This window comes from Streptomyces sp. NPDC096046 (genome assembly GCF_040303285.1).
Lineage (GTDB): Bacteria > Actinomycetota > Actinomycetes > Streptomycetales > Streptomycetaceae > Streptomyces.
The window spans coordinates 1-21997 of the sequence record NZ_JBEOSZ010000007.1 but is presented as its reverse complement, the minus strand read 5'-3'; the positions used below and the strand labels follow the sequence as shown (position 1 = coordinate 21997).

The 21997-nt window shown below is 72.2% G+C and carries 21 protein-coding genes; 6 read left to right on the top strand and 15 right to left on the bottom strand.

Annotated elements, in window-relative coordinates:
* Positions 1-65: 65 nt before the first annotated feature.
* The 5 genes from ABTX62_RS08460 to ABTX62_RS08440 form a co-directional block, all read right to left on the bottom strand.
* Complete coding sequence (locus ABTX62_RS08460; protein ID WP_352115447.1) at positions 66-749, bottom strand: response regulator; 684 nt, start codon at positions 747-749, stop codon at positions 66-68.
* A complete protein-coding gene (locus ABTX62_RS08455) occupies positions 746-2122 on the bottom strand; it encodes a sensor histidine kinase (RefSeq protein WP_352115446.1) in 1377 nt (458 codons plus the stop codon). Before ABTX62_RS08455 ends, ABTX62_RS08460 begins: the two co-directional genes overlap by 4 nt.
* Entirely contained in the window at positions 2115-3485 is a 1371-nt protein-coding gene (locus tag ABTX62_RS08450; protein ID WP_502997919.1) for an acyltransferase family protein, read from the bottom strand. Before ABTX62_RS08450 ends, ABTX62_RS08455 begins: the two co-directional genes overlap by 8 nt.
* Complete coding sequence (locus ABTX62_RS08445; protein ID WP_352115445.1) at positions 3478-4476, bottom strand: alpha/beta hydrolase; 999 nt, start codon at positions 4474-4476, stop codon at positions 3478-3480. Before ABTX62_RS08445 ends, ABTX62_RS08450 begins: the two co-directional genes overlap by 8 nt.
* Positions 4477-4732: 256 nt before the next feature.
* On the bottom strand, positions 4733-5599 hold the full coding sequence (locus ABTX62_RS08440; protein ID WP_352115444.1) for an alpha/beta hydrolase: 867 nt from the start codon (positions 5597-5599) through the stop codon (positions 4733-4735).
* Between the two features lie 276 nt (positions 5600-5875).
* On the opposite strand from ABTX62_RS08440, the gene ABTX62_RS08435 reads away from it, so the two are divergent.
* From ABTX62_RS08435 to ABTX62_RS08415, 5 genes are read left to right on the top strand one after another with little or no spacing between them, the layout of a single operon-like run.
* Positions 5876-6886 carry a Bug family tripartite tricarboxylate transporter substrate binding protein gene (locus tag ABTX62_RS08435; RefSeq protein WP_352115443.1) on the top strand — a complete coding sequence of 337 codons (1011 nt, stop codon included), beginning with the start codon at positions 5876-5878 and terminating at the stop codon, positions 6884-6886.
* Positions 6883-7419, top strand: a complete 537-nt coding sequence (locus ABTX62_RS08430; protein WP_352115442.1) for a tripartite tricarboxylate transporter TctB family protein — start codon at positions 6883-6885, stop codon at positions 7417-7419. The genes ABTX62_RS08435 and ABTX62_RS08430 overlap by 4 nt, the downstream gene beginning before the upstream one ends.
* A 10-nt stretch (positions 7420-7429) precedes the next feature.
* On the top strand, positions 7430-8932 hold the full coding sequence (locus tag ABTX62_RS08425) for a tripartite tricarboxylate transporter permease (protein WP_352115441.1): 1503 nt from the start codon (positions 7430-7432) through the stop codon (positions 8930-8932).
* Between the two features lie 17 nt (positions 8933-8949).
* Positions 8950-9345, top strand: coding sequence for a universal stress protein (locus ABTX62_RS08420; RefSeq protein ID WP_352115440.1), 396 nt, complete (start codon positions 8950-8952; stop codon positions 9343-9345).
* 2 nt (positions 9346-9347) lie between these two features.
* Positions 9348-10493, top strand: a complete 1146-nt coding sequence (locus ABTX62_RS08415) for a DUF475 domain-containing protein (RefSeq protein ID WP_352115439.1) — start codon at positions 9348-9350, stop codon at positions 10491-10493.
* 358 nt (positions 10494-10851) lie between these two features.
* Here the strand turns inward: ABTX62_RS08415 and kynU are convergent, their stop codons facing one another.
* The 10 genes from kynU to ABTX62_RS08365 form a co-directional block, all read right to left on the bottom strand.
* On the bottom strand, positions 10852-12045 hold the full coding sequence (gene kynU, locus ABTX62_RS08410; RefSeq protein ID WP_352115438.1) for a kynureninase: 1194 nt from the start codon (positions 12043-12045) through the stop codon (positions 10852-10854).
* The gene (locus ABTX62_RS08405; protein ID WP_352115437.1) at positions 12038-12868 is read right to left on the bottom strand and encodes a tryptophan 2,3-dioxygenase family protein; all 831 of its coding nucleotides are present in this window, start codon (positions 12866-12868) and stop codon (positions 12038-12040) included. The genes kynU and ABTX62_RS08405 overlap by 8 nt, the downstream gene beginning before the upstream one ends.
* Positions 12869-13019: 151 nt before the next feature.
* Positions 13020-13433, bottom strand: a complete 414-nt coding sequence (locus ABTX62_RS08400; RefSeq protein ID WP_283968124.1) for a DUF3151 domain-containing protein — start codon at positions 13431-13433, stop codon at positions 13020-13022.
* Between the two features lie 258 nt (positions 13434-13691).
* Complete coding sequence (gene fbaA / locus ABTX62_RS08395; RefSeq protein WP_352115436.1) at positions 13692-14714, bottom strand: class II fructose-bisphosphate aldolase; 1023 nt, start codon at positions 14712-14714, stop codon at positions 13692-13694.
* A 148-nt stretch (positions 14715-14862) separates the two neighbouring features.
* A complete protein-coding gene (pyrE, locus tag ABTX62_RS08390; RefSeq protein ID WP_175433796.1) occupies positions 14863-15411 on the bottom strand; it encodes an orotate phosphoribosyltransferase in 549 nt (182 codons plus the stop codon).
* 10 nt (positions 15412-15421) lie between these two features.
* A complete protein-coding gene (locus tag ABTX62_RS08385) occupies positions 15422-16210 on the bottom strand; it encodes an aldose epimerase family protein (protein ID WP_352115435.1) in 789 nt (262 codons plus the stop codon).
* Between the two features lie 98 nt (positions 16211-16308).
* Entirely contained in the window at positions 16309-17151 is an 843-nt protein-coding gene (locus ABTX62_RS08380) for an SRPBCC domain-containing protein (protein ID WP_352115434.1), read from the bottom strand.
* A 110-nt stretch (positions 17152-17261) separates the two neighbouring features.
* Complete coding sequence (locus ABTX62_RS08375) at positions 17262-19001, bottom strand: polyamine aminopropyltransferase (protein ID WP_352115433.1); 1740 nt, start codon at positions 18999-19001, stop codon at positions 17262-17264.
* A gap of 134 nt (positions 19002-19135) precedes the next feature.
* Positions 19136-19663: a DUF2617 family protein gene (locus tag ABTX62_RS08370; protein WP_352115432.1), complete on the bottom strand. Its 528-nt coding sequence runs from the start codon at positions 19661-19663 to the stop codon at positions 19136-19138.
* A gap of 578 nt (positions 19664-20241) precedes the next feature.
* Positions 20242-20499, bottom strand: coding sequence for a hypothetical protein (locus ABTX62_RS08365; protein ID WP_352115431.1), 258 nt, complete (start codon positions 20497-20499; stop codon positions 20242-20244).
* A 127-nt stretch (positions 20500-20626) separates the two neighbouring features.
* On the opposite strand from ABTX62_RS08365, the gene ABTX62_RS08360 reads away from it, so the two are divergent.
* A complete protein-coding gene (locus ABTX62_RS08360) occupies positions 20627-21823 on the top strand; it encodes a pyridoxal phosphate-dependent aminotransferase (RefSeq protein ID WP_352115430.1) in 1197 nt (398 codons plus the stop codon).
* Positions 21824-21997: the final 174 nt, after the last annotated feature.

The window sequence follows — 21997 nt, the reverse complement described above, 5'->3', positions numbered from 1 at the left end:
CGCTACGGAGGTGACCGGGGAGGAGCGGCTACCACGGAGGCGACCGGGGAGGAGCGGCACCGCCCTCAGTACCCCGACGGCCGCACCAGCCCCGACTCGTAGGCGAACACCGCGGCCTGCGTCCGGTCCCGGAGGCCCAGCTTCACCAGGATCCGGCCGACGTGGGTCTTCACCGTCTGCTCGGCCACGAACAGGTGCCGGGAGATCTCCGCGTTCGACAGGCCCTGCGCGATCAGCGCGAGCACCTCCGTCTCCCGCTCGGTGAGGTCGCCGACGCGTTCCTTGAGCGGGACGCGGGGTCTGCCGTCCAGCCGGGAGAACTCGGCGATGAGCTTGCGGGTGATGACCGGGGCGAGCAGCGCTTCCCCCGCCGCGACCACCCGGACCGCCTCGGCGAGCTGCTCCGACGACGCGTCCTTCAGCAGGAACCCGGAGGCCCCGGCGCGCAGCGCGTCGTACACGTACTCGTCGAGGTCGAAGGTGGTGAGCACCAGCACCCGCATGTCCGGGTGTGCCGCGGTGATGTGCCGGGTGGCCTCGATGCCTCCGATCCCGGGCATGCGGATGTCCATCAGGACGACGTCCGGGGCGAGTTCCGCGGCCAGGGCGATGCCGCCCTCGCCGTCCTTCGCGTCGCCGACGACCTCCATGTCGGGCTGTATGCCGAGCAGCACGGTGAAGCCCTGCCGGACCATCGCCTGGTCGTCGACGATGAGAACCCGGATGGGTTTGCCGGTGCCGCTCGTCATGAGGTGCCTTTCCTGCGGGCCGTGGGGTGGTCGGTGCCCGGGGCGTCTGCGGGCGGGGTGTCCGGGAGGAAGGCGGTGACCTTGAAGCCGTCCCAGTGCCACGGGTGCGCCGTCATGGTGCCGCCGAGCATCGCGACCCGCTCCCGCATGCCGAGCAGTCCGTGGCCCGCCCCCGTCGACGGTGGTGGCGGCCCGGCCGGGCGGCCGTTGACGATCTCCACCTCCAGGCCGTCCGGCTCGTAGGTGAGACGGACCGTGATCCGCGCGCCGGGCGCGTGCCGCAGGGCGTTGCTCAGCGCCTCCTGCACGATCCGGTACGCCGACAGCTCCACGCCGGGCGGCAGTGGACGCCGCTCGCCCCGGATGTCGGTGACGACCTCGCGTCCGGCCGCCCGGGTGTTGTCCACCAGCGCGTCGAGCCGGTCGAGCGTGGGCTGCGGGGCGTGCGGGGCGGTCTCGTCACCCGCGTCGGCGAACGGCTCCCCCGGCCCGGGGTGCTCCGAGCGCAGCACGCCCAGCACGCGGCGCAGTTCGGTCAGTGCCTCCAGCGCGTTCTGTCGTATGCCCGCGAGGTTCTCCCTGAGCTCGTCGGGCGGGTTCTCCACGAGGTGCGGGGCGACCTGCGCCTGGATGGAGATGACCGACATGTGGTGGGCCACGACGTCGTGCAGTTCCCGCGCGATGCGGCTGCGCTCCTCCAGCAGGGTGCGCCGGGTGCGTTCCTCGGCGGTCAGCGTGGTCTGCTCGACCAGTTCCGCGCGGGCCTCGCGCCGGCCGCGCAGGGCGCTGCCCAGTATCACCACGACGGTGAACAGGGAGATCGCGAGCACGCCGGTGGTGTCGTAGCGCGCCCCGGTCCACAGTCTCTCGAAGACGTGGGTGACGAGTCCGGTCACCGCCAGGGCCGCCACCGCCGCACGGGTGGGCACCCGGAGCGCGAGCAGCAGCAGCACGAACATCTGGGCGATGATTCCGGCCGCGGTCCAGGGCCAGGTGTAGGTCTCCAGGTCGAAGCCCAGCCGGGAATGCACCGTGACAGCGCCCAGGGTGAACATCCCCAGGGACAGCCACCATGCCGGCACCGGCCGCCACAGCCCCAGCACCACGGCGCCGCCCTGCCCGCCCGCGACCAGCAGGGCCAGGCCGGAACCGAGATGCCCGTTGCTCGTGAGATCGCTCGCACCGCCGAGCGTGATGCCGAACGCGGCCAGGCACAGCAGCCCGTGCGGCAGCCAGCGCAGCCAGGTGGAAGGCGGCAGCGGGTCCGCCCGGGCCGTCCACAGGTCCTGGCGCAGCACCCGCAGCCAGCCCCTGACCCGCGCTCGCAGCGCGCGGCCCACCCCCGTGTCCGTCACGCGGCCCAGCCTAGACATGCCGCGCCCTCGCCGCTGCGTCCCGGTCGGACGGACGGTGCGCCCGTACCACCCGCGACCTGCGGTTGGACTCGGGGTCCCGGCCGCCGCCCCGCTCGAAGAAACGAAAGGCGGCCCAGCAGACGGCGAGGGCGAGCGCGAACACGGGCAGCCACAGGAGCCGGGCACCGACCCAGCCGAGACCGTCGGGCACCGTGTGCAGACCGGGGAGCCGGCCCGCGAGGAGGCCGGTGGCCGTCGTGGCCATCAGGGCCGTCTGATGCCACAGGAAGACGGTCATCGCGGAGAGGTTGACGAGGGCCACCGCCGCCCGCCCCACGGGCCGGCGCATCGCGTGCCGCAGCCGCTCGCGCAGCAGCAGGGCGAGACCGCACTGGGCCAGCCCGAACGTGACGACGGCCAGCGTCGGCGGGTCCAAGTTGGACATCCCCTCGCCTGGGACGCCTACCATCGACGCCGGGTAGCCCGCCCACGCCACGAGCCCCGCGGTCGCCGCCGCACCACCGGCGAGCAGGACCCAGCCCGCGCGGCGGCGCTCCAGCTCGCCCCGGGACCAGGCCGCGCCCAGGGTGTAGGGCACCGTCCAGCCCGCCGCCACGTTCACCCAGCCCAACCAGGAGGGGCCATCGAGCCCGAAGCGCAGCAGGTCCACGTGCAGGACGACGGCCAGCGGCCAGAGCGGGTTGAGCCGGGACAGCAGCGGGGCCGCCGCCGTGAGGCCCGCGAACACCACGAGGAACCACAGCGGGGACAGGGCCAGTTTCACGAGCGCCCGCACCGTCATGACATCCGTACCCGACAGCAGCAGCGCGAGCGCGGCGACCGTCCACAGGCCGAGGACGGCGGCGACCGGCAGGAACAGCCGGGACAGCCGGGCCGCCAGCCAACGGTGGTACGGGATGCCCCGGGCCCGGGCCGAGGCATGGCTGCGCGTCGCCACATGGCCGCCGACCAGGAAGAACACCGCGAGCGTCTGGAACAGCCACGAGACGGGCGTCAGCCAGGGCATGTGCTGGAGAGGGCTGGCCGTGCGCAGCGTGCCGCCGTCGGCGACGAGTGCCGTGACCAGCCAGTGCCCGAGAACGACGCCGAGGACGGCGGCGGCACGCAGAGCGTCCACGGCCCGGTCGCGGCCGGGCGGGGTGGCAGAGCCTATGCGATCGGCACCATGGCGCAGGCCTGCGCGGAGCCCGCGCAGGCTGATGCCGCGGAGGCCGGCAACACGAGGGCCGGCGCCGCGGGGGCCGGCGCCACGCGGGCCACCGTCTCGCCGGCCACTGCCGCTCAGCTCTCCGCCACTCAGCTCCTTGCCGTTCGCCTCACCGCCGCTCACCTCACCGCCGCGTACGCCGATGTCAGTCATGAGTCACCGCCTCGGTGTCGCCCAGGACGATCCGGGCCAGGTTGGTCAGGGAGGCCGAGCCGGGCCTGAAGTAGTCGCTGTGGCCGCCGTCGCCTGCCGCGAAGACCCGGGCGCCGAAAGCCGGAGAGACGGGGTCGGTGCCGAAGCCGACGGTGGTGCCGAACAGGTCCAGGTCGACGTGCGGGACGTTCTCCACCCAGTCGCCGCCGCCCCGGGCCGCCCAGAGACGGGCGCGGGTGTGCAGGCCGGCGGCGGTGTCCGCGCCGGTGCCGGGGCTGCCGACGAGCGCGATGTCGTCGACGGCGAGCCCGGCGGCGGCACGGCCGCAGACCACCGAGCCGTACGAGTGGCACAGCAGCGAGATGCGCGGTCCCGCGCCCGCTATGGCACGCAGGTCGGCGACGAGCGCGCGCAGGTGCGGGGCCGCCTGCTCCGCCCTGCCGGTCGTCGTGACCGTCGTGCTGACCGTGCCCGGTGTCTCGTAGCCCAGCCAGGCCACGACCGCGGTGTGGGTGCCCGCCGGGGCCTGCCGGGTGAGCTGCCGGTGCAGGGCGGCGGCCGCCGTGTGGAACCGGCCGTAGGTGTCGAGGCTCGTGTCGGAGCCGGGGACCAGCACGGCGACGCGGTCGGCCCGGGCGAGGTCGCCGAGGACCTCCGTCACCCGGCCGGAGCCGCGTCCGTCGAACCGCAGGAGGTGTCGGGCCGGGGCGGCCAGACGACGGTCCGTCGCGGCACGGGCGCGGTCGTGGTGGACAGCGGCCGTACGGGCCGCCTCGGCGGCGTTGGCCCGGTTGGCCGCGTACGCTTCGTCGAGCGTCGACGCCCTGAGGGGGGCGAGGTGGGCGGGGGCCGGTGCGGGGGTCTGCGGTCGTACGGCGCCGGACAGGGGGACGACCACCGCACCGGTGATGAGGGCGGCGAGCGCGGCTCGGCGCCATCGGCCGGCGCGGCGCCTGCCGCCGCCACGGCGGTACTGCGGTGCGGACCCCATGGTCGTCCTCCTCCAGCGCACCCGGCCATCGGGTCTGCGTGGAAGGGAAGTTACGGAGCGGGACACCTCGTCCGCGTCCCGCCGCAGGACTCACCTGCGGCCTAGCTCTCAGGTACTACGGGTACGACCAGGGCCTCCCTACGGGCAGGACTGGCAACCGCCTCACGGGTACGTCCCGCGAACACCCAGCGGGTACGTCCCGCGAACACCCAACAGGTACCCCCGCGAACGCCACCGCCATCACCAACACGACCCCTCACCAGGCCAGTTGGGCGATCTCCTCCACCACCACCGCGCACGCGTCCGCCGACGGGTCGATGAGCGGGAAGTGCCCCACGTCCTCCAGCAGTGTCACCCCCACCATCTCCCCGGCCTTCGCCGCCGCCTCCGCGTAGGACTCGGCGACCGCCTGCGGCACGTCGAGGTCCGCGCGGCCCTGCACGAGGGTGGTGGCGATACCCGTGGGCAGCAGCAGCGCCGGGTCCGCGTACGGCTGCCGCTCGGCGAAGTGCTCGTCCCCTCCCAGGAGTTGCCGTACGGCATCCCCGCACACGTCCAGCTTGTCGGCGATCGCGAGGTCCGCGATCGGGGCGAGGGCGACCACCCCGCGCAGGGCCGCCGCGTTGTCGTCGCGCCAGGGCGAGCCGCCGGGCAGGACGTGCCGGGCGGCACCCCACAGCGCGAGATGCCCGCCCGCGGAGTGACCGGTGAGGACCGTACGGCGCGGGTCGGCCCCCGGCAGCAACTCCCGTACCAGGCCCGGGAGGGCGTCCAGCGCGGCCGCGACGTCGTCGAAGGTGTCGGGCCAGCGGCCGGCGACGGAGTCGTCGCCACCACCGCGCCGGTACTCGGCATTGGCCACGGCGAACCCGCGACGGGCGAGGAAGTCCGCGAACGGGCTGATGTGACGCCGGTCGTACGGTGCCCGCCAGGCACCGCCGTGCAGCACGAGGACGACCGGGGCGGGCCCGCCGGGACCGCCCCGCCCGCGCGGGGCGTAGAAGTCGATCACCTGGTCGGGGTGGTCGCCGTAGGCGGCGGTGGCGTCGGGGGCGACGGGCGCGTGGGAGAACACCGACTTCTCCTCGGCGGCGGCCCGTGCTGCTGCGACGTCGTCCGTCATGCTCCAACCTCTCAGCGCTCAAACGTCTGTGGCGGACCAGGTGGGGGCGGCCATTGGCCGGGACGGTACCAGGGCGCGCGACATGCGCGGACACGGGGATGTCACGCTGGGTGACTCTCGACGGAGGGCGGCATGAACGACAGCCGCGTGACGTCATGACACCGTGACGTCGTGACCACAATGAACTCAACCTTCAATGGTCACACAACCGAGACAGGATATCTCAGGAATCGCACACTCATGGCTCCGGATCGGCCCAAGCGAAAGAGATGAGCCATGAGAACGCGACGAGCCGCACTTGTCGGAGCTCTTGCCGCCGCATCCATGATCGCGGTCAGCGCCTGTGGCGCCACCGCCGACAAGGAGGAGTCCGGGAGCGGCGGCGGGGGCTCGAAGCCCGTGACCGGCCTCCGCTTCATGGTCCCCAACACCCCGGGCAGCGGGTACGACCTCACCGCCCGCACCGTCTCCCAGGTGATGCAGGACACCAAGGCCGCCTCCGGTGTCCAGGTGTTCAACCTGCCCGGCGCCAGCGGCACGGTCGGCCTGCAGCGCCTGGTGAACGACAAGGGCAACGGCAAGATGGCCATGCAGATGGGCCTCGGTGTCGTCGGAGCCTCGTACACCCAGAAGTCCAAGGTGACGCTCACCGACACCACACCGCTCGCCAGGCTGATCGAGGAGGCCGGCGCGATCGTCGTGCCGAAGGACTCCCCGTACAAGACGATCGACGACCTCGTCACCGCCTGGAAGAAGAACCCCAAGAAGCTCGCGGTGGGCGGCGGGTCCTCGCCGGGCGGCCCCGACCACCTGCTCCCGATGCAGCTGGCCAAGGCGGTCGGCATCAAGCCGGCCGACGTCAACTACGTCTCGTACGACGGTGGCGGCGAGCTGCTTCCGGCCCTTCTCGGCAACAAGATCGCCTTCGGGGCGAGCGGCTTCGGCGAGTTCCTCGACCAGGTCGAGGCGGGCCAGGTGCGGGTGCTCGCGGTCAGCAGCGAGAAGCCGGTCGACGCGCTGAAGGACGCGCCCACCCTCAAGGACTCCGGCATCGACCTGGTCTTCACCAACTGGCGTGGAATCGTCGCCCCTCCGGGCATCACCGACGAGCAGAAGCAGACCTGGGTCGACGCGCTGACCACGATGCACGACTCCGACGAGTGGAAGACGCAGCTGAAGAAGAACGGCTGGGTCGACGCGTTCCAGACCGGTGACGAGTTCGGCGACTACCTGACCGAGCAGGACAAGGCGGTCGCCGACCTGCTGGCAGAGCTCGGGCTGGCATGAGTTCCCAGGCAGAGGAACGGACCGTGGAGGACTCCCGTCCGTCCCGGGAGGGCGGGGACCGCGCACAGTACGGCGTGTGCGCGTTCCTCGCCCTGCTGGGCGCCGCCGTGATCGTGGACGCCCTCGGCATCCCGCACGTCACCAGCGGCATCGACCCGGTCGGGCCGCGCGCGGTGCCCCTGATTCTTGGCGGCCTGCTCATCCTGCTCGCGGTGCTGTACGCCGTCGACGTGGCCCGCGGCGGCCGCGGTGAGCCGGAGGCCGGCGAGGACGTCGACCTGTCCCAGGGGAGCGACTGGCGCACCGTGCTGCTGCTGATCGGCGTGTTCCTGGCGAACGCGCTGCTCATCGAGCGGCTCGGCTGGGTGATCAGCGGCGCCCTGCTGTTCTGGGGCACGGCCTTCGCCCTCGGCAACCGGCACTACATCCGCAACCTCGCGATCGCGGTGACGCTGTCCCTGACGACGTTCTACGCGTTCGCGATCGGCCTCGGCGTGAACCTCCCCGCCGGTGTCCTGCAAGGAATCCTGTGAGGCCTGGGCGATGGACAATCTGAACAACCTCATGCAGGGCTTCGCGGACGTCATGGCCCCGATGAACCTGCTGCTCGCCCTGACCGGCGTCGTCATCGGCACCGCGGTGGGCGTCCTGCCGGGCATCGGCCCGGCGATGACGGTGGCCCTGCTGCTGCCGGTGACGTACGGCATGGAGCCGGTGCAGGCGTTCATCATGTTCGCCGGCATCTTCTACGGCGGCATGTACGGCGGCTCGACGACGTCGATCCTGCTGAACACCCCCGGTGAGTCCTCGTCCGTGGTCACCGCGATCGAGGGCAACAGGATGGCGAAGGCGGGCCGGGCGGCCCAGGCCCTCGCCACGGCGGCGATCGGTTCGTTCGTGGCCGGCACGATCGGCACCCTGCTGCTGGTCCTGGTCACCCCGTTCGTGGTGGACTTCGCGGTCAGCCTGGGCGCGCCCGACTACTTCGCGCTGATGCTGCTGGCGTTCATAGCGGTGACGTCCGTACTGGGGTCCTCCCGCGTCAGAGGCTTCGTCTCCCTGGCGCTGGGCCTGACGATCGGCCTGGTCGGCATCGACTCGGTGTCCGGCCAGCAGCGCCTGACCCTGGGGGTCCCGCAGCTGGCCGACGGCATCGACGTCGTCGTGGTGGCGGTCGGCATCTTCGCCGTCGGCGAGGCGCTGTGGGTGGCCGCGCATCTGCGGCGCAAGCCGACCGAGGTGATCCCGGTCGGGCGCCCGTGGATGGGCAAGAAGGACTGGCGGCGCTCCTGGAAGCCCTGGCTGCGCGGCACGGCGTTCGGTTTCCCGTTCGGCGCGCTGCCGGCCGGTGGCGCCGAGATCCCGACCTTCCTGTCGTACGCCACGGAGAAGCGGCTGACCAAGCACCCCGAGGAGTTCGGCAAGGGCGCCATCGAGGGCGTGGCGGGTCCGGAGGCGGCGAACAACGCGTCGGCGGCGGGCACCCTGGTCCCGATGCTGGCGATCGGCCTGCCCACGAACGCCACGGCGGCGGTCATGCTGGCGGCCTTCCAGTCGTACGGCATCCAGCCCGGCCCCCTCCTCTTCGAACGGGAGGCGAGCCTGGTGTGGGTGCTGATCGCGAGCCTGTTCATCGGCAACCTGCTGCTCCTGCTGCTGAACCTCCCGCTGGCACCGGCCTGGGCGAAGCTGCTGCAGATCCCGCGCCCGTACCTCTACGCGGGCATCCTGTTCTTCGCCTCGATGGGCGCCTACGCCGTCAACGCCCAGCCCCTGGACCTGTTCCTCCTCCTCACCCTGGGCCTTCTCGGCTTCTGCATGCGCCGCTTCGGGCTGCCGGTCCTGCCGCTGATCGTCGGCGTGATCCTGGGCCCCCGCGCGGAGCTGCAGGGCCGGCGCTCCCTCCAGCTCTCCGGCGGTGAGCTGTCGGGCCTGCTGGGCGGCCCGGTGTCGTACACCGTCTACGCGGCGATCGTGCTGGTCCTGATGTGGCCGCTGATAGGCCGCTTCGTCGTCCGTCCCCTGCGCGCGCGAAGCGCCGCCTGAGACATCTGGAGATCGAGATGACCATCCTGGTCGGCTACGTCCCCTCGCCCGAGGGCCAGGCGGCGCTGCGCGCGGCGATCGGCGAGGCCCGTCGGCGCGACGAGAAGCTGCTGGTGGTGAACACCACCCGGGGTGACGCGTATGTGGACCCGCGCTTCGCCCAGGAGCCCGACCTGACCCACGTACGCGAGGATCTCGCGGCCCTGGACGTCGACTTCGACATCCGCCAGGTCCTCGGGGCCCGTGACGCCGCCGAGGAGATCATCGACCTGGCGGAGCAGACGGACGCGTCCCTGGTCGTGATCGGGCTGCGGCGCCGCAGCGCGGTCGGCAAATTGATCATGGGCTCGCAGGCCCAGCAGATCCTGCTGGGCGTGGGCTGCCCGGTCCTGGCCGTGAAGGCGGAGGGCTAGCGGTGGTGCTGCGTACCTTCGGCTGGTCGTTCGCCGTCACGGCGGCCGGCCTCGCCTTCGCCGGGTGGCAGTGGGGCTGGGAGGCCTTCGGGATCGTCCTGATCCTGTCCATCCTGGAGATCTCGCTGTCCTTCGACAACGCGGTCGTCAACGCCGGGATCCTGAAGAAGATGAACGCCTTCTGGCAGAGGTTCTTCCTCACCGTCGGCATCCTGATCGCCGTGTTCGGCATGCGGCTGGTCTTCCCGGTCCTGATCGTCGCCGTCAGCGCCGAGGTCGGCCCCGTCGAGGCGGTCCAGCTCGCCCTCGACGAACCCGGGCGCTACGAGGACCTGGTCACCGACGCCCACCCGGCGATCGCGGCCTTCGGCGGTATGTTCCTGCTGATGATCTTCCTGGACTTCATCTTCGAGGACCGCGACATCAAGTGGCTCGCCTGGCTGGAGCGCCCGCTGGCCAGGCTCGGCAAGATCGACATGCTGTCGGTCTGTGTCGCGCTCGTCGTCCTGCTCGCCACGGCGATGACCTTCGCCACCCACGCCCACGTCAGCACGGGCCACGCGGACAAGACCGCCACCGTGCTGCTCTCCGGCGTCGCCGGTCTCATCACCTACCTCGTGGTCGGCGGCCTCTCCGGCTACTTCGAGGACAAGCTCGAAGACGAGGCGGAGGAGCAGCACGAGGCGGAGGAGAAGGCCAGGGCCGAGGGCAAGCCGGTCTCAGCGGTCGCCCTCGCAGGCAAGGCCGCGTTCTTCCTCTTCCTCTACCTCGAAGTCCTCGACGCGTCCTTCTCCTTCGACGGCGTGATCGGCGCCTTCGCCATCACCAACCACATCTTCTGGATGGCGCTCGGCCTCGGCATCGGCGCCATGTACGTCCGCTCCCTCACCGTCTACCTGGTCCGCCAGGGCACCCTCGACGACTACGTCTACCTGGAGCACGGCGCCCACTACGCCATCGGTGCCCTCGCCACGATCCTGCTGATCACCATCCAGCACCAGATCAGCGAGATCATCACCGGCCTGATCGGCGTGGTCCTGATCGCCGCGTCCTTCCTCGCCTCCCTACGCCGCAACAAGGCGCTCGCCCCATCCGAGGCGGGCGAGGCGGAGCCGGACGAGAAGGCAGAGGTTCCGTCCAGGGCGTGACCGGGACGTCCTCACGCCGGCGTGGGAACGCGACCGCCGGACCGCGCGGGCGCGTTCCCGCGTGCCGTTGGCCGCCGGACCGGCACCGGCACCGGCACCGGCACCGGGAGGGAGGCTCCCGGCGCGGCCGCGTGCGGCAGCCGGCCGGTGTCATCTCCCGCCGCGTCCGAGGCGCCCGCCCAGGGCGCCGGGAGAGGGCGCCGGGAGAGCGCCGGGAGAGGGCGCCGGGAGAGCGCCGGGAGAGGGCGCCGGGAGAGCGCCGGGAGGGCGCCGGGAGGGCGCCGGGAGGGCGGACAAGGACTCCGGAATGAACGGCCCCTGCGGCCACAGGAGCCGTTCGCCGTACGTCACGTGTCACTCACGCCAGCGTCTCCGCCAGCACCCGCGCCGCCCGCTCCACGTCGGCGAAGCCCACGTACAGCGGCGTGAAGCCGAAGCGCAGCACGTCCGGCGCCCGGTAGTCGCCGACCACACCCCGCTCTATGAGCCGCTTCATCACGGCACCGGCCCCGTCACAGCGCAGGGCGATCTGGCTGCCCCGCTCCGCGTGCGGCACCGGCGTCAGGCACTCGACCCGGCCCTCGGGCACGTACTCGGCCACGCAGTCCAGGAAGAAGTCCGTCAGCGCGAGCGACTTGAGCCGCACCGCCTCGACCCGCACCCCGTCCCACACCTCCAGGGCCGCCTCCAGGGCGAGCATGGAGAGGATGTCCGGCGTGCCGACCCGGCCGCGCGGGGCGCCGGGGGCCGGTTCGTACCCGCTGCGCATTCCGAACGGCTCGGCGTGGGAGTTCCAGCCGGGCAGGGGCGAGTCGAAGCGGTCCTGCAGCTCACGGCGCACGTACAGGTACGCCGGTGAACCCGGCCCGCCGTTCAGGTACTTGTACGTGCAGCCGACCGCGAGATCCACGCCGTGCTCGTCCAGCCCCACCGGGAGCGCGCCCGCGCTGTGGCACAGGTCCCAGACGACGTAGGCGCCCGCCCCGTGCACGGCGGCCGTCAGCGTCGGCAGGTCGTGCAGCCGGCCGGTGCGGTAGTCGACGTGGTTGAGGAGGACGGCGGCGGTACGGTCGCCGAGCGCGCCCGGCACGTCCGCCGGTGCCACGGGCCGCAGCGCGCAGCCGGTCATCCGGGCGGCGGACTCGGCGATGTACCCGTCGGTCGGGAAGGTCGTGGCGTCGACGACGATCTCGTCCCGCTCGGGATCACGAAGCCGCGCGAGCCGCACAGCCCCGACAACCGCCTTGAAAACGTTGACGCTTGTCGAGTCGCCCACCACGATCTGCCCGGGCGCCGCCCCGACCAGCGGGGCGATCCGGTCGCCGATCCGCTCGGGCGCCGTCCACCAGCCGCTCTCCTCCCAGGAGCGGATGCGCAGCTCGCCCCACTGGCGGCGGACGATGTCCTCCACCCGCCCGGGGACGACCGCCGGCAGCGCGCCGAGCGAGTTGCCGTCGAGGTAGACCGTCTCGTCGAGGACGAACTCGGCGCGCTTGGCGGCAAGTTCGTCGACGGCGTCCAGCTTCTCCGCGCGCACGCTCAGCTCAGACATAGGACCGCGCCGTCCACAGCTCGGGGAAGACGTTCTTCTGAGCGCGCTTCTCCAGCCACGCCACCCCTGCGGAACCGCCGGTGCCGGTCTTGGCGCCCATGGCACGGCGGGTGGCGACCAAGTGGTCGTTGCGCCAGCGCCACACCAGCTCCGCCACATCGCTCAGCGCCTCGCCCAGCCGGGCGACCTCGTCGCTCTCGTCGCCCGAGTAGACGGCCGTCCAGGCCGCCTCCACCTGCGGCGACGGCTCGTAGCGCTTCGAGACATCATGCTCCAGCACGGCCTGCGGGATGTCGTACCCGCGTCGCGCGAGCAACCGCACGACCTCGTCGTACAGGCTCGGCTCGTGCAGCGCCTTCTCCAGCTCGGCGTGCACGCGTGGGGCGCCCCGGTGCGGGACGAGCATCGACGCGGACTTGTCACCGAGCAGGAACTCCATCCGCCGGTACATCGCCGACTGGAAGCCGGAGCCCTCGCCGAGGGCGCTGCGGTACGAGTTGAACTGGGCCGGCGTGAGCTGGGCGAGCGGCTTCCAGGAGGCGTTGAGCGCCTCCAGCTCCCGTACGGACCTCTTCAGCGCGGCGGTCGCGGTGGGGACGTCGTCGCGCCTCAGCGCCTGTGCCGCCGTCTCCCACTCGTGGACGATGACCGTGAACCACAGCTCCATCACCTGGGTCGTCACCAGGAAGACCATCTCTCCGGGGTCGTCGGAGAGGGTGTGCTGGAGGTGGGTGAGCACGTCCGCCTTGACGTAGTCCTCGTACGGCGTCGTGCCGTGGAAGTCGAGATGCGGGGTCTCGGGCTCGTGAGCCTCGTGGGACATCGCTGTCTCCTGCGTATAACTCCGGGTAGCGGTCCGCCCCTGCCGAATCCGACACGGGGGCCCCGGTCCCCAGGGGCATCTTCCGCAATGGTCCCCCGAGACCGCAAGGCCCGCCTTTCGCGGACGGGCCTCGCGTGCACGGACCGTGTTCTCAGCCCAGGACCTGCGCCGCCGTCGGCGAGGAGTCCTTCAGGAACTGGGAGCAGCGCTCGTACTCCTCCTGCTCGCCGATCGCCTGCGCGGCGCGGGCGAGGGCGTGCAGGGCGCGCAGGAAGCCGCGGTTCGGCTCGTGCTCCCACGGCACGGGGCCGTGGCCCTTCCAGCCGTTGCGGCGCAGCGCGTCCAGACCGCGGTGGTAGCCCGTGCGGGCGTACGCGTAGGACTCCACGGCGGCGCCCCGCTCGAACGCCTCGTCGGCGAGCTGCGCCCAGGCGAGTGAGGAGGTGGGGTGCGCACCGGCGACCTCGGCGGACGCGGCACCCGACGCGAGCATTTCCCGCGGCCCGGGGTCGTCGGGGAGATGGGTCGGGGGCGGGCCCCCGAGAAGGTTCTCGTGAATGGACATGGGGTCAAGTCTGCGCCATGCCGCCCACTGCGGCGCAGCGGGCGGCGGAATATGCCCTCGGCCGCGACGACCGGACCGCCGGCCGCGGCGCGACCGGACCGGACGGCTATCGAGGCCGAGGCGCGTGACATCGGGCATGCAGGGAGCACAGGGAAGAGCCCGGCACCTGAGCAGGTGCCGGGCTCGACGCGGGCGAACCGGCGTGGACCGGTACTGACCGGCGCGAACCGATGCAGGCGGACGCAGACCGATGCAGGCTTACTTGATCTTCGTGCCGGTCGAGCGCAGGTGGCCGCAGGCCTGGGCGACGCGCGCCGACATGGAGGCCTCGGCCAGCTTGCCCCAGGTGCGCGGGTCGTAGGTCTTCTTGTTGCCGACCTCGCCGTCGACCTTCAGGACACCGTCGTAGTTGCGGAACATGTGGTCCGCGACCGGGCGTGTGAACGCGTACTGGGTGTCGGTGTCGATGTTCATCTTGACGACGCCGTTCTCCAGCGCGGTGCGGATCTCCTCCTCGGAGGAGCCGGAGCCGCCGTGGAAGACGAAGTCGAACGGGGAGCCCTTGCCGAACTTGGCGGCGACGCCCTCGTTCAGCTCCTTCAGCAGCTCGGGACGCAGGACGACGTTGCCCGGCTTGTACACGCCGTGCACGTTGCCGAAGGACGCGGCGAGCAGGTAGCGGCCCTTCTCGCCCAGGCCCAGGGCCTCGGCCGTCCGGATCGCGTCGTCGACCGTCGTGTAGAGGGAGTCGTTGATCTCGTGGGAGACGCCGTCCTCCTCGCCACCGGTCGGGGTGATCTCCACCTCGAGGATGATCTTCGCGGCGCGGGCCTGCTCCAGCAGCTCCTGCGCGATGGAGAGGTTGTCGGCGAGGGTCTCGGCCGAGCCGTCCCACATGTGCGACTGGAACAGCGGGTTCAGACCGGCCTCGACGCGCTTCTGGGACAGCGCCAGCAGCGGACGTACGTACCCGTCGAGCTTGTCCTTGGGGCAGTGGTCGGTGTGCAGCGCGATGTTCACCGGGTACTTCTCGGCGACGATGTGCGCGAACTCGGCCAGGGCGACCGCGCCGGTCACCATGTCCTTGCTGTACTGACCGCCCAGGAACTCGGCGCCACCCGTGGAGATCTGGACGATGCCGTCGCTCTCCGCCTCAGCGAATCCGCGCAGGGCCGCGTGCAGGGTCTGGGTGGAGGTCACGTTGATGGCCGGGTAGGCGAACTTTCCTGCCTTCGCCCGGTCCAGCATCTCGTTGTAGACCTCGGGAGTTGCGATGGGCATGCGTCCGCTCCTTGTATCTGCGGGTTGACGTACTGCTGTGTCTAACGGCCCTGACCTAGACCTTGGGGTGCGACGTCATCGTCGGCCCCATCTTTCCAGACTTGGCCGGAAGGTCCAGGCCACCGTCCACGCCCTGGTCAGTCCCTGGTCAGTCGAGGCCCAGCTCGTCCTTCGAGAAGGCGAAGAGATACGGCACCCCGGCCCCCTCCTGGATCTTCTCGGCGGCACCGGTCGCCCGGTCGACGATGGTCGCGACGGCGACGACCTCGGCCCCGGCCTCGCGCACGGCCTCGACGGCGGTGAGCGGGGAGCCGCCCGTGGTGGAGGTGTCCTCGACGACCAGCACGCGGCGGCCCGCGATGTCCGGGCCCTCGACGCGCCGCTGCAGGCCGTGCGCCTTGGCGGCCTTGCGCACGACGAAGGCGTCCAGGCGCTTCCCGCGCGCGGCGGCCGCGTGCAGCATGGCGGCGGCGACCGGGTCGGCGCCCATGGTGAGGCCGCCGACGGCGTCGAACTCCAGCTCTTCGGTCAGGTCCAGCAGCACCTGCCCGACGAGCGGGGCGGCCTCGCCGTCGAGGGTGATGCGGCGCAGGTCGACGTAGTAGTCGGCTTCGAGGCCCGACGACAGGGTCACCTTGCCGTGCACCACGGCCTTGTCCTTGATCTGCTGCAGCAGCGCGCCACGCGTGTCCGTCATGGCGCCCAGCTTAGAGGCGGCGCCAGCTCCAGGTCGTGGCGGCCTCCAGCGGCTCCAGGGGTGTGACCAGGTGGGGTGACGTGTTGAGGCCATTGGGCGGGCCGGTCTGCGGCTCCACGCACACGGCCGCCTCCTGCTCGTCGTAGACGACGACCCACTCCTGGCGGCTGGTCACCTTCAGCTCCAACCGGCCCGGCCAGGTCAGGGTCGCCTCGACGCCGCCGGGCATCCCGAAACAGTCGTCCCAGGGACCGGGCTCGGGGGCGATGCGGTTGCCGGTGGGCAGGTGGTCGGCGCCGCGCTCCTCCTGCCAGGCGGGGTCGAAGTCGAGGATCACGTCCTCGCCGCCGAGGTTCCGGTTGAACCAGGGGTGCCAGCCGATCTGCGCCGGGAAGGACGACTGGTACGTCTCGACGGACATGGTCAGCGTCAGCGCGTCCTCGGTGAGGGAGACGATCTGGGTGACGAGGCCCGGATGGGGCCAGGGGTCGGCGAGCTCGCAGGTGAGAACGGCCTCGCCGGCGCTGGTGCGGGCGGTGCGCCAGGCGCCGTCGCGGACGGTGCCGTGGATGGCGTGGGGCGGAGCGTTGAGGGGCATCTGGCGCACTTCGGCGCCGTCCAGGAACCGTCCGTCCCGGATCCGTCCGCACCACGGCACCATCGGGAAGCACCCGAACCGCTCACCCTGGCGAAGCAGTTCGACGCCGCCGATCCGCAGCCCTCCCACCCGGCCGCCGTTGCCCGGCTGCACGGTCACCTCCGCGTCACCCGCGGTCAGCGTGATGTCTTCGTCGCTCACGGGACGACCCTACTGCGGTGATCAAGAGGGCCTCACGCGTGACGGGGTGCTTCGGCCAGGTCCCGCCGGGCCCGCGGGCCCTCCTGCTGCCGAACGACTCAGCGGCGTCTGCGCAGGGCCCGGACCGCCACGACGGCCGACGCCAGCGCCAGCGCCGCCGCCGGGGCCGCCCAGCGCAGGGGGGCCGCGGGCGTCACGGTCTGCGGCGCCGGCACGGGGGCGTACCGGCCGCGCGGCGGCGCGTGGTCCACCTCCTCGGCACTGCGCCCGATCATGGTCCGCCGCGCGTGCGCCGCCTCGGCGATGTCCTCCTCGCCGTCCTCGCCGTCCTCGCCGTCCCCGTTGCCCTGCTTGCTCTCGCCCGCGGGTCCGAGCGGGGAGGGCGGGACATCGGCGCCGAAGACGGAGGGGCGCTCGGGGGCCGGGGCCTCCTCGGTGAGACCGGCATCGGCAGGGGCCTGCGCCCCTTCCCCCGCGTCGGCCCCGGCCGGGGGCTGCGGCGCCTCGTCGTCCCCGTTCACGGCCGTGGCGGCCAGTTGCTCCGCGAAACGGTTCAGCAGCCGGGTGACGGCCCCTTGCACCGCATCCGGGGGGAGGTCCGTGATCCGGCCGTCCGCGGAGGCGGTGCCGTCGTACGCGAGGGTGCAGCCGTCCGCCGTCTCGCGCAGGGCGATCCGCAGGGCGAACCGGACCGAGCCGCTGCCGCGCGCCTCCTGCACCTCACCCTCGACCGCGTACGCGTCGTCGTCGTGCCGGAGCACCCGGACGGCACCCCGGTAGGTGACGGAGTGGCTGCCGACCCGGATCTTCAGCCGCCCGGCGACGGGCTCGGCGCCGGCGTCCTGCTGGAGCCCGGGAACAGCCCGGGCGACCCGCGCGGGGTCGTCCAGCACCTCCCTGAGCCGCTCCGCCGGAACCGGAACGAACACCTCGTGCTCCATGTCGACGGACTCTACCCAGCGAAGCCCGAAACGCACCCCCGCCTGAGGGAATCGCCCCCGATCCACCCCCGCCAGGCGTATCCTCCCGGCCCCTTGTGGGCGCGGCTCCCTCAGTACCGCGGATGCACCAGCGTCGACGGCGGCAACCCCTCGATCCGCGTGGCCCGCGCCGCCCGCTCCCCCGCCGCCAGCAGCTCCTCCGTGAGGACGCTCGGCCGCGGACCGTCCGGGTCGAGCCGCGGTCGCGGATCCGTGCGGGCGGCCAGGACGAAACCCCAGTCCCGGGGCGCCCGGGAGCGGTCGGCGGGGCTGCGGTCGGGGCCGGTGGCGAAACCGGTGTGGCGGCCGGCGGTGCCATCGAGGCCAACACCGACACCCACGCCACGACCACCGACGCCATCCAGGCCAACACCGACACCCACGCCACGACCACCGGCGGCGTAGGGGGCGGTCTCGAAACCGGCCGCGCGCAGCGTCGCCTCGACCGTCCAGTACACCCGGGGGCCGGCCGTGACCGGCCCGGCGTGCACCACCAGCCGCCCGCCGGGGGCCAGCACGCGCCGGGCGAGGCCGTAGAACTCCTGCGAGTACAGCTTCGTGCTCGCCGTGATGCCCGGGTCCGGCAGATCCGAGACGACCACGTCGTACGTCGCCGGGTCCGCTCCGCGCAGCCAGCCGAAGGCGTCCTCGGTCGTCACCCGCACCCGCGGGTCGCCGAACGCGTGCTGGTTGAGTGCGGACAGGCCCGGGTCGGTGCGGGCCAGCCGGACCACCTCCGCGTCCAGTTCGACGACGTCGACCGATTCCACTCCGGAGTGGCGCAGCACCTCGCGCGCGGCCAGGCCGTCGCCGCCGCCGAGGATCAGCACGCGCGCGTGCGGCCCGCTCATCGCGGGGTGGACGAGAGCCTCGTGGTAGCGCCGTTCATCGCCTGCGCTGACCCGCAACCGGCCGTCGAGGTACAGGTCGAGGGGCCTGCCGTGCGTGCCGCCGGTGAGGACGACCTCCTGCACCCCGCTCTGGAGCGCCACGCGGACGTCCCCGCCGTACAGAGCCTGCCGCGCCGCCCGTTCGAAGTCGTCGGCGAGGACGGCCGCCGAGGCGAGGATCGCGAGGACGAGGGCGTTGCCGAGGAGCAGCAGCCACCGGGCGCGCCGGGTCAGGTCCCGTTGGAACAGGCCGAGGACCAGCGCACCGCCGACGACCGCGTTGACCGCGCCGGTGAGCAGCGCGCCGGTCAACTGGCCGAAGAAGGGCAGCAGAAGGAAGGGAAAGGCGAGGCCGCCGACGAGGGCCCCGACGTAGTCGGCGGCGGAGAGGTCGGCGACGGCGCCGCCCGCGTCCTGACGGCGGATCCGCTGGATCAGCTCCATCAACAGCGGGACCTCGGCGCCGATGAGCAGCCCGGTGGCCAGGGAAGCAGCGACGAGCAGGCAGCGCGGCCCGCCGGCCCACATCCCGCCCCAGTCACCGGTCCAGGCGAACACGGCGTACAGGGCCATCGCACTGCACCCGCCGACGAGCGCGAGGGTGGCCTCGACGGCACCGAAACCGGCCGCGGCGAGCCGGCGCAGCCGCTTCGCGGCGAGGGAGCCGATGCCCATCGCGAAGACCATGACGGAGAGCACGACGGACGCCTGCGTGACGGAGTCGCCCATCAAGTACGAGGCGAGCGTGAGGAGTTCCAGTTCGTACACGAGTCCGCAGGCCGCGCAGACGAACACTCCCGCGAGGACCAGGAACCGTCCGGTGCCGGGCCGGACGGGCAGTCGCGCCGGGCCGTCGGGGCCGCCGGGGGCGCTCCGGGGCGCCGGAGAGCGGGGCGGGGCGGGCGCGTGCGGCTCGATCACGCTGCGACGTTACGTCACGCCTCGACTGCGGCTCGTCACCCACACGTGTGGTGCTGGTTTACAGACGCCGGACATCGATACGAGATCTGGTTGGCCGTCCGCGGTTTGGCCGGCCGGGCAGCGGCCGGCCGGGGTCAGTCGGCGCAGGCGGTCGCGGGAACCCGCATGCCCACCTTGGTACGGGTCGCCACCAACTGCCCGTCCTGCGGGTAGGCGTGCCAGGTCCGCCACTGCACCTGTCCTTCGTGGTGCCGGGCGAGCAGGGCCGTGAAGGCGTACGGACTGCCGGGGAAGACGCCGACGAGGCCGTACGGATGGTCGGAGACGAGGGCCAGCAACTCCTGGGCGCGCCCCGCGAAGGAGCCGGGTGAGTGGACCTCGACCCGGGCCGCGAACTCGTACTCCCAGTCGTCCACCCGCTTGGTGACGCCGAGCGGCAGCGGAGTGCTGCTGCCGGCGATGCACGCCACCGTCTCCGAGCAGACGCCCCCCTCCTCCTCCAGCAGGACCTGGTGGGACGCACCGAGGAGTCGCAACTGCAGTTTGCTGTCCCCCAGTTCGAGGTCGAGCGCGGCCAGCGCGGGAAGCGGCTCGCGCCCTAGGGCCCAGGCGAGATCGGCCGCGCGCGTATCGGTGTAGGAGGTGTTCAGGGTCGTGAGCATGGATCGGCTCCGCAAGCACACAAAAGGAGAGGGAGATGGGTCCGCTGCGCCCCGGTAGAACCGGGGGATGCCGGCCCGGTCAGCCCAGTCGGCCGGTTGGAGAAGGTGTCCGCAGGACGTCCGAGGGGCTGCGTCGGTGACTTAGAGGGAATCATGAACGGTGGCGCCGTCACAGCGTTTTTACCCAAGTTCGTAGGCTTTCCATCCCTCAGAGGGCTCCACAGCTCAACTGTTCAACTACGGCGTGCGCCCGCGCCGGGGAGGCGTGTGCCGGTGCGCCGTGGTTCACGCTCGGCGCCGGGACGGACGGGAGCCCGGGATTCCGGCCACCCCTCGAAGCGACCGCGCGCCGCGCGCAGTTGCCGGAGCAACCCCCGAACCGGTGGAGAGACCAGACAAGTTGTCCTACAGGCATGGAATTGTGCCGACATCAACCGAAAGTCACTCGACAGGCATTCGAGCGATCACCCGGCCGGGGGGGCCGATCCGCATCGATCCGCGCATGACAACGCGGGGCCCGGGTGCGGACCCCGCGTTCGATGGATGCGGCGTGCCCGTCGCGAGACGGCCGACGTGGGTCAGTTGCCTCCTCCGCCGCAGCCACCGCCGCCACCGCAGGACGATCCGCCGCCGCAGGAGTGCCCCCCGTGGTGCCCGCCGTCGGAGGAGCCGGAGTCTCCCCCGCCGGCCCACCAGCTGTTGTGGCTGCTGCTCGAACCGGTGGACGCCCACGCCCCGCGCCGCGCCGTCCCTCCGGAAGACCCCCTGCGGGCCTTGGAGACCAGCGCCCCGACCAGGACGACTCCGACCACTGCCAGGATGATGCCGACGATCATGGCGTCACCCTCCTTTCGTTCCCCCGAAGCGGCCCCCCGTGGGCGCCTCGCTCTTGCGTGAAGCGGTGATGCCCTCCCCGCTCCCGGCCCAAAGCAGAGTTGAGGAACTCCAGAGCTTCGGCGCAGGATGACCGGCATGACCTCCAGCACGCGCCCCCTCCTGAACCGCCGGCTCGCCGAGTTCGGGACGACGATCTTCGCCGAGATGTCCGCCCTGGCCCTGAGCACCGGTGCCATCAACCTCGGGCAGGGCTTCCCCGACACCGACGGCCCCGAGGAGATCCGGGAGGCAGCCGTACGGGCCCTGCGGGACGGCCGCGGCAACCAGTACCCGCCGGGCTCCGGCGTCCCCGAGCTGCGCACCGCGATCACCGCCCACCAGCGGCGCCGCTACGGCCTGTCCTACGACCCCGACACGGAGGTCCTGGTCACCGCGGGCGCCACGGAGGCCATCGCCGCCGCCCTGCTGGCCCTGGTGGAGCCGGGGGACGAGGTGATCGCCTTCGAGCCGTACTACGACTCCTACGCGGCGTGCATCGCCATGGCCGGCGGGCGCCGGGTGCCGGTCACCCTGCGGGCGCACGAGGAGGAGGGCCGGTTCCGTCTCGACCTCGACGAGCTGCGCGACGCCGTCACCGACCGCACCCGGCTGCTGCTGATCAACACCCCGCACAACCCGACCGGCACCGTCCTCACCCGCGAGGAACTGGCCGCGATCGCCGAGCTGGCCGTGGAGCGCGACCTGCTGGTGGTGACCGACGAGGTGTACGAACACCTGGTCTTCGACGACGCCGAGCACGTGCCTCTGGCGACCTTCCCGGGGATGCGCGAGCGCACCGTCACTATTTCCAGCAGCGGGAAGACCTTTTCGTTCACCGGCTGGAAGGTCGGCTGGGCTACCGGCGCCCCCGATCTCGTCGCCGCCGTCCGCTCGGCCAAGCAGTTCCTGACGTATGTCGCCTCCGGGCCCTTCCAATACGCCGTGGCCGAGGCCCTGCGCCTACCCGACTCGTACTTCGCGGACTTCCGCGCGGACATGCTGGCCAAACGGGACCTGCTCGCGGGCGGCCTGGAGCAGGCGGGCTTCAAGGTCTTCCGCCCGGCCGGCACGTACTTCATCACCACCGACATCCGGCCCCTCGGTGAGAGCGACGGTCTGGCCTTCTGCCGTGCGCTGCCGAAGCGCTGCGGGGTGGTCGCGATCCCCAACGCGGTCTTCTACGACCACCGTGAGCAGGGCACACCCTTTGTCCGCTTCGCGTTCTGCAAGCGGACAGGCGTGCTGGAGGAGGCGGCCTCCCGGCTCAAGACGCTGGCTGCCTGACGGCCACAGACGTACCAGCACATGTACCGGCCACACGGCCTGGTTACTCCGAGCCGCCGCGCTCCCGCACTCGACTGCCGCCTAGTGCCGCAGCAGGCAACGTTCGCCCCGTCGCGACGCCCGGCACGCACTCTCGCCGCACCGGGCGCAAGCCCAAGTACACCCAGTACGAGG